Genomic DNA, 14301 nt, shown 5'->3' on the forward strand with positions numbered 1-14301 from the left:
TACGTAGGGTGGACAACGCTTTGCTTGTCCACCGCTGACACCGAACTTTCCGGTGGAAAAGGCTGCGCCGTTTTCCACCCTACGATTGCCTGTGAGCCACGTTTATGAACATCGACCTCAAGGAAATGACCCAGCTGGCGCCGATCTTCCGCGAGCTGTTCAAGGGCTATCACCTGTCGCGCAGCGAGCCGGAGCCCTACGCGCAGCTGTCGAACATGCAGGACCAGTACCGCGCACTGTTCAAGGCGCTCGGCTTCGAGCTGGTCTGCGATCCGCGCGGCTTCTACTACTTCGTCCCGGAGCAGATGGGCGCGCAGGTGAACAAGACCGCCCAGCGCCTGGCGCTGTTCACCTTCATCCTCGTCGAGCACCTGGCCGACCAGGGCCGCGACCCGCTGGCCGTGCTCGACGGTGGCAGCCTCGGTCGCGATGAACTGCCGGCGCTGCTGGATAAGTACCGCGACCTGTTCCTTCAGGCCGAAGTCACCACCCAGGAAGAATTGGAAGAGAAGGTCATCCGCCGCCTGACGCAGCTGGGCTTCGCCGAGGACAGCAACGGCGTCTACCGCTTCCTGCCGCCGATGCACCGTTTCCTCGACGTCTGCCTGTCGGTGCAGCAGGACCGCGATCTGGCCGCCAGCCTGCACAGCAGCGACCTGCCGCTGCCCGCCCCGGAGCTGATCGCCGAGGACGAGGGCGAAGACGACATCATCCTCATCGAGGAAGCGGCCGAAGAATCGGAAGAAGACGCCTTGGCGCGCGCCATCGCCGAAGAAAAGGAGCTTGAAGCATGAGCCAGGAACGCTACGGCATCCGCCGCTTCGCCCTGCTGAACACCGCCGGCTACAGCCTCGGCATCTTTCCGCTGGAAAACCCGCTGTCGGTCTACGGCGCCAACAACCTCGGCAAGTCCGCGTCGATCAACGCGCTGCAGTTCCCGATCCTGGCGCGCATGTCGGACATGAGCTTCGGCAAGTACAGCCTCGAGCAGTCGCGCAAGTTCTACTTCGCCTCGGACACCAGCTACATCCTCGTCGAAGTCATGCTGCCCCACGGCCCGCATGTGATCGGCGTGGCTGGCCGCGGGCCGGGCGGCGGCTTCGGCCACCAGTTCTTCGTCTACCAGGGCGCACTGGATCTGGACCACTACCAGCAGAACGGCACCTGCCTGCGCCAGCGCGAGCTGTTCGCCAACCTCGAACGCGCCGGCCTCAAGGCCTACGAGGCCAAGCCGGACGAGCTGCGCCGGCTGCTGGTCGGCGGGCATACCTCGATCCCGCTGGACATGACGCTGATCCCGCTGCGCTCGACCGGCGAGCAGAGCCTGAAGACCTTCCGCGCACTGTTCATCAACCTGTTGCATATGCGGGAAATCACGGCTGCCAAACTGAAGCAGCTGTTCCTCGATGCCTTCGAGCACAGCCTGCGCTCGGGCAGCGTCGACTATATCGCCGCGACCGAAGAAGCCTTCCGCGACGTGCGCCGCATGGAGCAGGACTACCAGGCACTGGTCGCCGCCGGCCCGCTGGTCGAGGCGCTGGCGGCCGGTGTCGCCCAGCGCGAGCTGCTGCGCGGCAAGCTGCATCGCCTGTCGCCGCTACTCGACAACCTGCTCGGCACCTGGCACGACTACGCCGATGCGCGCAAGGAAGAGCTGGTGATCCAGGCCGAGCATTATCGCCGCGAGCAGGACGGCCTGCAGAACGAACAGCGCGGTTCGACCGGCGAGCTGATGCGCCTGGAGCGCGAGATCAGCGAAATCCAGCGCTGGCTGGGCGAGCTGGCGGTGCTGAAGAACCGCTTCGCCCTGGTCGAGGACGCCCATGTGCTGGAGCAGCAGCTGCTCGCCGCCAAGGACGCCCATGACGAGCTGGCCGGTGCGCTGGCGCAGTCCCGCCAGTTCTCCAGCGAAGACCTGGACGAGCGCCTGCGTGATCTGGAAAAACGCCTGAAGTCGGTCCGGCAACAGCTCGACCATGCCGACAACAACAGCTACTCGCGTTTGCGCGAAGAGTTCTCCCAGGGCGATGTGGATCGCCTGATGCGCCTGTTCAATGGCCAGCTGTTCAGCCTGCCGCTGGGTGAAAAAGGCATCAACGCCGAGGGCGACGACTGGGTCAAGGCCGTGGAAGCGGTGCTGGATCGTTTCAAGGGCGACACCTTCTCGGTGCCGGGCCTGTCCATCGACCTCTCGCATATCGAGCCACCGGCGCTGCAGGCCCTGGCCGACCGTGCCGCCCTGCGCGACCAGAAGGATCGCCTGGAGCGCGAACTCAAGCAGCTCAAGACCCAGCATGCGGTGGCCGTCGACCGCGCGGCGAGCAAGGCCCAGGCCGAGGCGCTGTATCAGGCCGTGCTGGATGCGCAGAAAGCGCTGGAAGACTTCCGCCGCAGCCAGACCCTGGCCGCCGAGGAGCCGGCGAAGCTGGAACAGCTGGCCCAGGCCGAGGCCGCCCAGGAAGAACTCAAGCGCACCAGCGATGCCTTCGCCGAACGCGTGCAGCAGATTTCCGCCAGGCTGCAACTGGTCGGCCGCCAGCTGGCCGATCTGGAAGCCAAGGAACGCACCCTGGAAGACGCCCTGCGCCGCCGCCAGTTGCTGCCAGCCAACCTGCCCTTCGGCACGCCGTTCATGGACCCGGTGGACGATTCGCTGGACAACCTGCTGCCGCTGCTCAACGACTACCAGGACAGCTGGCAGGCGCTGCAGCGCGTCGACGGTCAGATCGAGGCGCTGTATGCCCAGGTGCGCCTGAAGGGCGTGGCCAAGTTCGACAGCGAGGAAGATCCCGAGCGTCGCCTGCAGCTGCTGGTCAACGCCTACGCCCACCGTCAGGACGAGGCGCTGACCCTGGCCAAGGCCCGCCGCGCGGCGGTCACCGACATCGCCCGGACGCTGCGCAACATCCGCAGCGACTACGAGAGCCTGGAACACCAGCTCGCGCGGTTCAACCGCGAGATCAACAAGCGCCAGGTGTCCAACCTGGCGAGCTTCCGCATCGTGTTGGCGCCGAACAAGGATGCGCTCAAGCACATCGACCAGATCATCCACAGCGCCGGCCAGTACGAGGAAGGCGAGACGCTGTCGGTGTTCGATCTGTCCCAGTCCGCCGAGCAGGACGCGAAGAACGAGGAAGCCAAGGAGTACCTGGCGCGGCTGGTGGCGGCGAACAACAACCAGCTGGGCCTGAAGGACCTGTTCGAGCTGGCGTTCGAGATCACCAAGGTCGGCGGCCAGCCAGTGATTCATACCGACATCGACGGTGCGGCGTCCAACGGCACCACCATGACCATCAAGGCGCTGACCAACATGTACCTGTTGCTGCACCTGATGGATCGCGAGCAGGCCGGGCGCATCCGCCTGCCCTACTACCTCGACGAGGCGGCAGACATCGACGAGCGCAACCAGCAGGCGCTGATCGAAACCAGCCTGCAGCTGGGCTTCGTGCCGATCCTCGCATCGGTGAAGCCTCAGGTCTCGGCCCATGTCGCCATCGACCTTGAGGGCGGCAGCGGGCCGGCCGGCATCTACATCGACGAGGCGGACTGGAAATACATCAGCCGCCGCGAACCGGTCGCCAGCCAGACCACTGCTTCAGCCCAACGGACCGAAGAGACGGCCTGATCTCCCGCAACGAAAAAAGGGCCCCGAAAGGGGCCCTTTCCATATGTGCGCAGGGGGCTTGAGCCCTCCGGCAACGCCGGTCACCTGTCGCCGGCGGCTCGCTCCAGTTCGATCTTCGGTGCCCAGCCGAACCAATCGTCCTGCGGCTCCTTGAAGAGCGCGAAGGTCTGTCCCGGCAGCGCCCGGCGTCCCATCTGCTCGCCCTCCGGCGTGGCGAAGGCGACGCCGCCCTCGAGCAGCGACTCCAGCGAATCGGTGCGCAGGCTGGCACCTTTGAACAGACTGAAATCCACACCGAAGCCACTGGTCTCCCAGAAGCGGGTGCCGGTGTGCACCAGGGGCGCGTAGCGCGGCTCGATGACGACGCGGATCAGGACGCGATCGGCGTTCTGCCCCAGCTCATAACCGGTGACCTCACCGACTTTCACCTCGCGGTAGGTCACCGCGTTGCCCGGCTTGATCGAACCCAGCCGGGCCGCGCTGAGCACCAGGCTCAACCCTTCACCGGCCTTCTGTGGCTCCCGCTCCTGGCCGGTGAAACGCGTTTGCACGCCCGCATCCGCCTTGCCCGGTGCCACCTCCAAATAGGGGCCGCTGACCAGCGTATCCAGATTAGCCGTACGCATGATGCCGAGCTCCGGCCGAACCACCCAGAACTGGGTGCCGGCGCGGGTGATGCGCGACTCCGCTGCGGTGATGCGCGCACGCAGCACGACACTCTGCAGGTCGTCGCTGAGGGTCACGCTATCCACCTGGCCCACGGCCAGCCCCTTGTAGCGAATGGGCGTACCGGCACTCAGTCCATCGCCACGCGTCAGGCGGATCTCGATCGGCGTCCCGCGCTGGATTGCACTGTCCCTGTCCTTGTGCAGTACGAAGCGCGGCACCTTCCTCGTCCCGGCAGCCTGCGGATCGGGCGTTTCGAAGGCAATACCGCCGGCAAGCAGGCTCTGCAGCGACTCGCTACGCACCTCGATACCGGACAAACCGCCGCTCAGCGAGATGCCACTGGCATTCCAGAACCGGCTCGAGCTGTTCACCAGCTCGGCGTACGGCTGCTCGATGTGCACGCCAATGACGACCTTCTGCTGGTCGCGGGAAAATTGATAGCTCTGTACGGAGCCCACCCGAACTTGGCGGTACAGCACGGGACTGCCGACATCCAACGAGCCAAGAGTGTCGCTGGTGAGTACCAAGTGCCGTCCCGGCGCGCGGACGTCCAGCGGTGGGGCTTTGGCGCGAGCGACGAACTCCCGTTTGGGGGAGGCGCTCTTTTCGCCAGGCCGGACGGCAATGAAGTTGCCTTTCACCAGCGCCTCGAGGCCGGTGATTCCGCCCAGCGAGATGGATGGTTTGACCACCCAGAAATCGGTGCCATCGACCAGGTAATCCTCGAACAGCGGATCGACCGACAACTCAGCCTGGGCGCCCTTGAGATCAGCGTCGATATCCAGCTTCTTCAGCAGACCGACCTGCATCCCGTTGTACATGACCGGGGTGCGGCCGGCCTGCAGCCCGTCGAAATCCAGCAGCGAGACCACGGCCTTGATGCCCGCCTGGGCGGCATCGAAGTCTTCGTAGAGACGGAACGGAATGCTCGGATCGGTCGCTGGGCTGTCCTTGCGGTGCGCGGGCGTGGCGAAGGCGATACCGCCAGCGACGATGCTGGCCAAGGACTCGGTACGGAACTTCACGCCGGTCAGCCCGGCATCGACGGTGACGCCGCTGGCGTTCCAGAAGCGGGTGTGCTTGCGCACCAGGTGCGCATACTCCGGCTGGATATAGAGCTGCACCTCCACGGTGCTGTCATCTTCGGCGAGCACATAGTTCTTCACCTGACCGACCTGGATCTGCCGGTAGAACACCGGGCTGCCGCGATTCAGCGAACCGAGGCGCTCGGCCTTGAGCGTCAGGTGCAGGCCGATGCGACTGTCGGACATCGGCGGCTCTTCCGCCAGGGCTACGAAGCGTCGGGCCGGTTCGCCGTCCGCGGGGCTCACGCCAATATAATTCCCGGAAACCAGTGTTTCCAGGCCGGTAATCCCTGCGAGCGTAACGCTAGGCTTGACCAGCCAGAAGCGGGTGCCGCTGCGCAGATAGCCATCGACGTCCTGATTCATCTCGATGTCGGCGACAACAACCTGCCGCCGTGCCTCGTCCTCAAGGCGCAGGTCGCGTACTACACCGATGGTCATGCCTTTATAGAGGACCGAGGTCTTGCCAATCTCGATTCCTTCTGCGCTGTCGAACACTACTTCGATATGCACGCCGCGTTCGCTGTAGGCCTGCCAGGCGAGCCAGGCACCGATTGCCAGCGCGATCAGCGGTAATATCCAGATCGCCGACCAGTTGGAGGCTGGGCGGGTTCTCGCTTGTGGCAGATCAGTCATGCTTGTTTCCGGATTCGGTGTTATCCCAGATCAGACGGGGGTCGAAGGTAATGGCGGCAAGCATCGTCAGGACCACGACACTGGCGAACGCCACCGCCCCTGTACCGGCTTCCACACTGGCGAGGCTGCCAAAGTTGACAATCGCAACAAGGATCGCGATGACGAAGATATCCAGCATCGACCAGCGCCCGATCCACTCGATGAAACGGAACACCAGCAGGCGCTGACGCGGCGACATGGGATGATGCCGTTGCACAGAGATCAGCAACATGGCGATCCCGATCAACTTGAAGGTCGGCACCAGAATACTTGCAACGAATACTACCGCGGCGATTGGGTACATGCCGTGCCGCGCCAGCGTCACCACGCCTGACATGATGGTGTCCGGCGTGCCGTTGCCGAGCATGCGGACCGTCATGATCGGTAGCAGGTTGGCCGGTAAATAGAGCAATGCCGCGCTAAGCAACAGTGCCCAGGTACGGACGATGCTGTTCGGACGCCGCATGTGCACGCACGCTCCACAGCGTGTGCAGTGTTGCCGCGCGTGCGCCGGCTGATGACGATTGAGCTGATGGCACTCGTGACAGACCATCAACCCGGCATCAGCGGCGCGCATCGACAGGCTCCGCCAACGCTTCCCAGACCTGCTGCGGCGACATCACCAGTTCCAGCCATACCTGAACGACCAACAGCCCAGCAAAGCACGCCAGGCCGATCCCGAGGCTGAGCTCAGCCATGTCTCTAAGCTTGATGATAGAAACCAGGATGCCCAGCAGGTAAACCTCAAGCATCCCCCACTCGCGCAAATGATGATATATCCGGTAAAGCAGCATCCCTAACGGCTTTGCGCGGCGAGTGGCGATACAGAGCAAGACGACGAGCTGGCACAGCAACTTCAGCAACGGAACAACCATGCTGCACAAAAGAACGACAAAAGCGATTCCCTGCATATCACTACGGTAGAGGCTGAGCACGCCCGTCCACACCGTATCATCAGTAACTCTCCCCAGCAGGTTTAACCGCATGATTGGCAGGAAATTCGCCGGGAAATAAAGCAGCAAAGCGGCCAGCACTAACGCCAGCCCCGGCCCGACGAAGCGATGACGCAGACGGAGCAGCTCATAGCCACAACGCACGCACTCCGCAACCTGTCCGTGCGCAAGCGTGGGCCGGGCCATCAATAAATCGCATTCAGGACAAGCCACCAACTGCTCAAGCGGAAGCTGGGCGAGATCTGATGCCGCATCTGGTTCGGACATGCACGCTATCCAGATAAAGAAGTCATTCTAATCGAATGCTATCGGCCGGCTAGCCAAGCTGGATCACCGCCCCGCGTCCCGTGGTGGGTTGCTTAGCATTCCAAGCATCTTTAGGACTGCTCGCAAAACGTCCCATCCGTACGGACTTGCAGGGCCGCCCACGACTGCGCCAACTCGGTAGCTGTTCGCCTCCAACGTTCACCTGGTCAACCTAGTGCTGCATCGCAGGTAATTTCTTCCGCACAAAGACAAACCCCCGAACCGCGCAAGCGGATCGGGGGTTTGGGATAGAAGCTTGACGATGACCTACTCTCACATGGGGAGACCCCACACTACCATCGGCGATGCGTCGTTTCACTACTGAGTTCGGGATGGGATCAGGTGGTTCCAACGCTCTATGGTCGTCAAGCAATTCGGTTGCTGCCTCGGTTTAGCCGCTGCAGCGAGTTGGGTATGTGATGCTGGTAACGCGAATTCTTGCAAATTTTCGGTTTGTTTGTCGACTTACCGTCTAACAGCCAAATTGTTTGGGTGTTATATGGTCAAGCCTCACGGGCAATTAGTACTGGTTAGCTCAACGCCTCACAACGCTTACACACCCAGCCTATCAACGTCGTAGTCTTCGACGGCCCTTCAGGGAGCTCAAGGCTCCAGTGAGATCTCATCTTGAGGCGAGTTTCCCGCTTAGATGCTTTCAGCGGTTATCTCTTCCGAACATAGCTACCCGGCAGTGCCACTGGCGTGACAACCGGAACACCAGAGGTTCGTCCACTCCGGTCCTCTCGTACTAGGAGCAGCCCCTCTCAAATCTCAAACGTCCACGGCAGATAGGGACCGAACTGTCTCACGACGTTCTAAACCCAGCTCGCGTACCACTTTAAATGGCGAACAGCCATACCCTTGGGACCGGCTTCAGCCCCAGGATGTGATGAGCCGACATCGAGGTGCCAAACACCGCCGTCGATATGAACTCTTGGGCGGTATCAGCCTGTTATCCCCGGAGTACCTTTTATCCGTTGAGCGATGGCCCTTCCATACAGAACCACCGGATCACTAAGACCTACTTTCGTACCTGCTCGACGTGTCTGTCTCGCAGTCAAGCGCGCTTTTGCCTTTATACTCTGCGACCGATTTCCGACCGGTCTGAGCGCACCTTCGTACTCCTCCGTTACTCTTTAGGAGGAGACCGCCCCAGTCAAACTACCCACCATACACTGTCCTCGATCCGGATAACGGACCAGAGTTAGAACCTCAAAGTTGCCAGGGTGGTATTTCAAGGATGGCTCCACGCGAACTGGCGTCCACGCTTCAAAGCCTCCCACCTATCCTACACAAGCAAATTCAAAGTCCAGTGCAAAGCTATAGTAAAGGTTCACGGGGTCTTTCCGTCTAGCCGCGGATACACTGCATCTTCACAGCGATTTCAATTTCACTGAGTCTCGGGTGGAGACAGCGCCGCCATCGTTACGCCATTCGTGCAGGTCGGAACTTACCCGACAAGGAATTTCGCTACCTTAGGACCGTTATAGTTACGGCCGCCGTTTACCGGGGCTTCGATCAAGAGCTTCGCTTGCGCTAACCCCATCAATTAACCTTCCGGCACCGGGCAGGCGTCACACCCTATACGTCCACTTTCGTGTTTGCAGAGTGCTGTGTTTTTAATAAACAGTCGCAGCGGCCTGGTATCTTCGACCGGCATGGGCTTACTGAGTAAATCATTCACCCTCACCGGCGCACCTTCTCCCGAAGTTACGGTGCCATTTTGCCTAGTTCCTTCACCCGAGTTCTCTCAAGCGCCTTGGTATTCTCTACCCAACCACCTGTGTCGGTTTGGGGTACGGTTCCTAGTTACCTGAAGCTTAGAGGCTTTTCCTGGAAGCATGGCATCAACCACTTCGCTTTCTAAAAGAAAGCTCGTCATCAGCTCTCGGCATTAAGACCCCGGATTTACCTAAGATCTCTGCCTACCACCTTAAACAAGGACAACCAACGCCTTGCTGGCCTAGCCTTCTCCGTCCCCCCATCGCAGTAACTAGAAGTACGGGAATATTAACCCGTTTCCCATCGACTACGCTCTTCAGCCTCGCCTTAGGGACCGACTCACCCTGCGTCGATTAACGTTGCGCAGGAACCCTTGGTCTTTCGGCGTGCGAGTTTTTCACTCGCATTGTCGTTACTCATGTCAGCATTCGCACTTCTGATACCTCCAGCAAGCTTCTCAACTCACCTTCACAGGCTTACAGAACGCTCCTCTACCGCTCAACTTGCGTTGAACCCGTAGCTTCGGTGCATGGTTTGAGCCCCGTTACATCTTCCGCGCAGGCCGACTCGACTAGTGAGCTATTACGCTTTCTTTAAAGGATGGCTGCTTCTAAGCCAACCTCCTAGCTGTCTAAGCCTTCCCACATCGTTTCCCACTTAACCATGACTTTGGGACCTTAGCTGACGGTCTGGGTTGTTTCCCTTTTCACGACGGACGTTAGCACCCGCCGTGTGTCTCCCGTGCTGACACTTGCCGGTATTCGGAGTTTGCATCGGTTTGGTAAGTCGGGATGACCCCCTAGCCGAAACAGTGCTCTACCCCCAGCAGTGATACACGAGGCGCTACCTAAATAGCTTTCGAGGAGAACCAGCTATCTCCGAGCTTGATTAGCCTTTCACTCCGATCCACAGGTCATCCGCTAACTTTTCAACGGTAGTCGGTTCGGTCCTCCAGTCAGTGTTACCTAACCTTCAACCTGCCCATGGATAGATCGCCCGGTTTCGGGTCTATACCCAGCGACTAAACGCCCTATTAAGACTCGCTTTCGCTACGCCTCCCCTATTCGGTTAAGCTCGCCACTGAATATAAGTCGCTGACCCATTATACAAAAGGTACGCAGTCACCTAACAAAGTAGGCTCCCACTGCTTGTACGCATACGGTTTCAGGTTCTATTTCACTCCCCTCTCCGGGGTTCTTTTCGCCTTTCCCTCACGGTACTGGTTCACTATCGGTCAGTCAGTAGTATTTAGCCTTGGAGGATGGTCCCCCCATATTCAGACAAAGTTTCTCGTGCTCCGTCCTACTCGATTTCATTGAAAAGAGACTTTCGCGTACAGGGCTATCACCCACTATGGCCGCACTTTCCAGAGCGTTCCGCTAATCTCAAATCAACTTAAGGGCTAATCCCCGTTCGCTCGCCACTACTAAGGGAATCTCGGTTGATTTCTTTTCCTCAGGGTACTTAGATGTTTCAGTTCCCCTGGTTCGCCTCTTACACCTATGTATTCAGTGCAAGATACTGAGCTTGTGCTCAGTGGGTTTCCCCATTCAGACATCTCCGGATCACAGTCTGTTTGCCGACTCCCCGAAGCTTTTCGCAGGCTACCACGTCTTTCATCGCCTCTGACTGCCAAGGCATCCACCGTATGCGCTTCTTCACTTGACCATATAACCCCAAGCAATCTGGTTACTGTCTATAACGTGAAGACGACATTCGCCGAAAATTCGCGCTTGAATTCGCAAATTTTACCTTGAGCTATCCGATCATCAGTGAAAATGATCGAACAGTCACTTCTATCACATACCCAAATTTTTAAAGAACGATTCTGGTAAAGACCAGAAATCAACATTCCACAGAAAACCTGCAAATGTTCATTTCTGAACTCTAACGAGTGGTGGTGGAGCCAAGGAGGATCGAACTCCTGACCTCCTGCGTGCAAAGCAGGCGCTCTCCCAGCTGAGCTATGGCCCCAATGTCTTGAAGCCTGCGCCCCATAACATTGGTGGGTCTGGGCAGATTCGAACTGCCGACCTCACCCTTATCAGGGGTGCGCTCTAACCAACTGAGCTACAGACCCAATCGTCTTCGCAATGAATCAAGCAATTCGTGTGGGAGCTTATGAAGAAGCTGATGTCTTCGATTAAGGAGGTGATCCAGCCGCAGGTTCCCCTACGGCTACCTTGTTACGACTTCACCCCAGTCATGAATCACTCCGTGGTAACCGTCCCCCCGAAGGTTAGACTAGCTACTTCTGGAGCAACCCACTCCCATGGTGTGACGGGCGGTGTGTACAAGGCCCGGGAACGTATTCACCGTGACATTCTGATTCACGATTACTAGCGATTCCGACTTCACGCAGTCGAGTTGCAGACTGCGATCCGGACTACGATCGGTTTTATGGGATTAGCTCCACCTCGCGGCTTGGCAACCCTTTGTACCGACCATTGTAGCACGTGTGTAGCCCAGGCCGTAAGGGCCATGATGACTTGACGTCATCCCCACCTTCCTCCGGTTTGTCACCGGCAGTCTCCTTAGAGTGCCCACCATAACGTGCTGGTAACTAAGGACAAGGGTTGCGCTCGTTACGGGACTTAACCCAACATCTCACGACACGAGCTGACGACAGCCATGCAGCACCTGTGTCTGAGTTCCCGAAGGCACCCCGCCATCTCTGGCAGGTTCTCAGCATGTCAAGGCCTGGTAAGGTTCTTCGCGTTGCTTCGAATTAAACCACATGCTCCACCGCTTGTGCGGGCCCCCGTCAATTCATTTGAGTTTTAACCTTGCGGCCGTACTCCCCAGGCGGTCGACTTAATGCGTTAGCTGCGCCACTAAGATCTCAAGGATCCCAACGGCTAGTCGACATCGTTTACGGCGTGGACTACCAGGGTATCTAATCCTGTTTGCTCCCCACGCTTTCGCACCTCAGTGTCAGTATTAGCCCAGGTGGTCGCCTTCGCCACTGGTGTTCCTTCCTATATCTACGCATTTCACCGCTACACAGGAAATTCCACCACCCTCTGCCATACTCTAGCTCGCCAGTTTTGGATGCAGTTCCCAGGTTGAGCCCGGGGCTTTCACATCCAACTTAACGAACCACCTACGCGCGCTTTACGCCCAGTAATTCCGATTAACGCTTGCACCCTTCGTATTACCGCGGCTGCTGGCACGAAGTTAGCCGGTGCTTATTCTGTCGGTAACGTCAAAACAGCAAGGTATTAACTTACTGCCCTTCCTCCCAACTTAAAGTGCTTTACAATCCGAAGACCTTCTTCACACACGCGGCATGGCTGGATCAGGCTTTCGCCCATTGTCCAATATTCCCCACTGCTGCCTCCCGTAGGAGTCTGGACCGTGTCTCAGTTCCAGTGTGACTGATCATCCTCTCAGACCAGTTACGGATCGTCGCCTTGGTGAGCCTTTACCTCGCCAACTAGCTAATCCGACCTAGGCTCATCTGATAGCGTGAGGTCCGAAGATCCCCCACTTTCTCCCGTAGGACGTATGCGGTATTAGCGTTCCTTTCGAAACGTTGTCCCCCACTACCAGGCAGATTCCTAGGCATTACTCACCCGTCCGCCGCTGAATCATGGAGCAAGCTCCACTCATCCGCTCGACTTGCATGTGTTAGGCCTGCCGCCAGCGTTCAATCTGAGCCATGATCAAACTCTTCAGTTCAATACTGCTTGGGTTTTGAGAAAACCCTAAACTTGGCTCAGCAATCGCAAATCTCTTTACAAGTAAAGAGTAACTCTCGAATTAACGAGTGTTGCTTTGTGATGCTGATAATCATGCGACTATCAGTCTTACATTCACAAGCACCCACACGAATTGCTTGATTCAGTTGTTAAAGAGCGTTTCGATCAAGCCTTTCGTCTCAACCGAGGCCGCGCATTTTACAGCAGCCTTTCTCACTGTCAAGCTGTTTTTCGAAAATCTCTTTTCTACTCAACCGCTTGCCGCTCCGATCAATCTTTATCTCTCGTCAGCGGGAGGCGAATCATACAGCGTTCAAAACCGCTGTCAACCACCTCTTTCACCGCTTCCGATCAATCCGACCGAAGCCACCAACAGGACTCAACCACCACCCTGCCAGCCCGGCGCATTCTACTCGAATCCGCCACCAACGCAACCCTCAATCTCAAAGCAACTTGTTGATTTACAAGAACTTTTAGCAGAGGACCGCGCCAGAAGTGGTGCGCATTATAGGAGGCTGAAAGTGTGCGTCAACTATTATTTAGACACTAGGCAAAAAAGAGCGCCGGCAGACGCTGACGGCGCTGCGCGAAAATCAATCTTCGATGCGGTTGCGCCGACGCATCTGCATCAAATGCTGGACGGGACCGGAGGCGGCATATGCAAGAAAGATAAGCAGCAAGACTCGCGGCGGGTCGCTAAACACGACAGCAAACACCAGCACCACGACCAAGATCGCCACGAATGGCACGCGCCCTTTTAGATCGAGGTCCTTGAAGCTGTAGTACTTGATATTGCTGACCATTAGTAGACCAGCAGCGGCAACCATTAGCGCAAACAGCATGACCAGCACAAGCGGTAGGTCCGCACCACGAACACCTTGTTCGTCCAACGCCCAGACAGCCCATACCCAACCTGCAACCACCCCGGCGGCCGCAGGGCTTGCCAATCCGATAAACCAGCGCTTATCGACCTTGCCAATCTGGGTATTGAACCGTGCCAATCTCAACGCCGCGCAAGCCACATAAATGAAGGCCACCGTCAGCCCGACGTTACCCAGCTCGGACAGCGCCCATTCATAAGCCAAAACCGCTGGCGCAAGCCCGAAAGCGACCATATCCGAGAGAGAGTCGTATTCAGCACCGAACGCGCTTTGCGTGTTGGTCAGACGAGCCACGCGCCCATCCAGACTGTCGAGTACCATCGCCACGAAAACAGTCGCCGCAGCCACGTAAAAATTTCCGTTGATCGCCGTGATGATGGAAAAGAACCCGGCAAATAGATTGGCCGTGGTGAACAGATTAGGCAGCAGATAGATTCCGCGATGGCGGACCTTTCGACCATCGGGACCTTGAGTCTCCTCGACGTGCTCGTCGATCGGCAGAATGCTTTCCGCCTCAACCGCCTTGTTCGGTTCTTCAGGTTGCTCATTCATGCACTATCACCTTCACAACAGGTACGGATAAATTCGACCAAGCCTGAAGACAGGCGGTTTAGGTCAGGCCAAACACTCGTTTTATACCAGATGACTGGACACCAAAACGAAAAAACGCGGCCGAGGCCGCGT

At 58.4% G+C, this 14301-nt stretch carries 6 protein-coding genes, 2 tRNA genes and 3 rRNA genes; 2 read left to right on the plus strand and 9 right to left on the minus strand.

Annotated features, from left to right (window positions below):
* Positions 1-104: 104 nt before the first annotated feature.
* Entirely contained in the window at positions 105-794 is a 690-nt protein-coding gene (gene mksE / locus HU825_RS01300; protein WP_013983820.1) for an Mks condensin complex protein MksE, read from the plus strand.
* Positions 791-3625 carry an Mks condensin complex protein MksF gene (gene mksF, locus HU825_RS01305; RefSeq protein ID WP_234302758.1) on the plus strand — a complete coding sequence of 945 codons (2835 nt, stop codon included), beginning with the start codon at positions 791-793 and terminating at the stop codon, positions 3623-3625. The genes mksE and mksF overlap by 4 nt, the downstream gene beginning before the upstream one ends.
* 80 nt (positions 3626-3705) lie before the next feature.
* Here the strand turns inward: mksF and HU825_RS01310 are convergent, their stop codons facing one another.
* The 9 genes from HU825_RS01310 to pssA form a co-directional block, all read right to left on the minus strand.
* Complete coding sequence (locus HU825_RS01310) at positions 3706-6015, minus strand: PqiB family protein (protein WP_234302759.1); 2310 nt, start codon at positions 6013-6015, stop codon at positions 3706-3708.
* Positions 6008-6631 (minus strand): paraquat-inducible protein A, encoded by a 624-nt coding sequence (locus HU825_RS01315; protein WP_043297452.1) that lies wholly within the window; start codon positions 6629-6631, stop codon positions 6008-6010. Before HU825_RS01315 ends, HU825_RS01310 begins: the two co-directional genes overlap by 8 nt.
* Positions 6618-7274 carry a paraquat-inducible protein A gene (locus HU825_RS01320; protein ID WP_043297450.1) on the minus strand — a complete coding sequence of 219 codons (657 nt, stop codon included), beginning with the start codon at positions 7272-7274 and terminating at the stop codon, positions 6618-6620. The genes HU825_RS01315 and HU825_RS01320 overlap by 14 nt, the downstream gene beginning before the upstream one ends.
* A 293-nt stretch (positions 7275-7567) precedes the next feature.
* Positions 7568-7683 (minus strand): 5S ribosomal RNA (gene rrf / locus HU825_RS01325).
* A gap of 129 nt (positions 7684-7812) precedes the next feature.
* Positions 7813-10703, minus strand: a 23S ribosomal RNA gene (locus tag HU825_RS01330).
* 230 nt (positions 10704-10933) lie between these two features.
* Positions 10934-11009: transfer RNA gene (locus tag HU825_RS01335), tRNA-Ala, on the minus strand.
* A gap of 29 nt (positions 11010-11038) precedes the next feature.
* Positions 11039-11115: transfer RNA gene (locus HU825_RS01340), tRNA-Ile, on the minus strand.
* Positions 11116-11179: 64 nt separating this feature from the next.
* Positions 11180-12716, minus strand: a 16S ribosomal RNA gene (locus HU825_RS01345).
* Together the 16S, 23S and 5S rRNA genes with 2 tRNA genes alongside form the textbook arrangement of a ribosomal RNA operon.
* A gap of 613 nt (positions 12717-13329) precedes the next feature.
* Positions 13330-14169: a CDP-diacylglycerol--serine O-phosphatidyltransferase gene (gene pssA, locus HU825_RS01350; protein WP_234302760.1), complete on the minus strand. Its 840-nt coding sequence runs from the start codon at positions 14167-14169 to the stop codon at positions 13330-13332.
* Between the last annotated feature and the right edge of the window lie 132 nt (positions 14170-14301).

This window comes from Pseudomonas phenolilytica, assembly GCF_021432765.1.
Classification (GTDB): Bacteria; Pseudomonadota; Gammaproteobacteria; order Pseudomonadales; family Pseudomonadaceae; genus Stutzerimonas; species Stutzerimonas phenolilytica.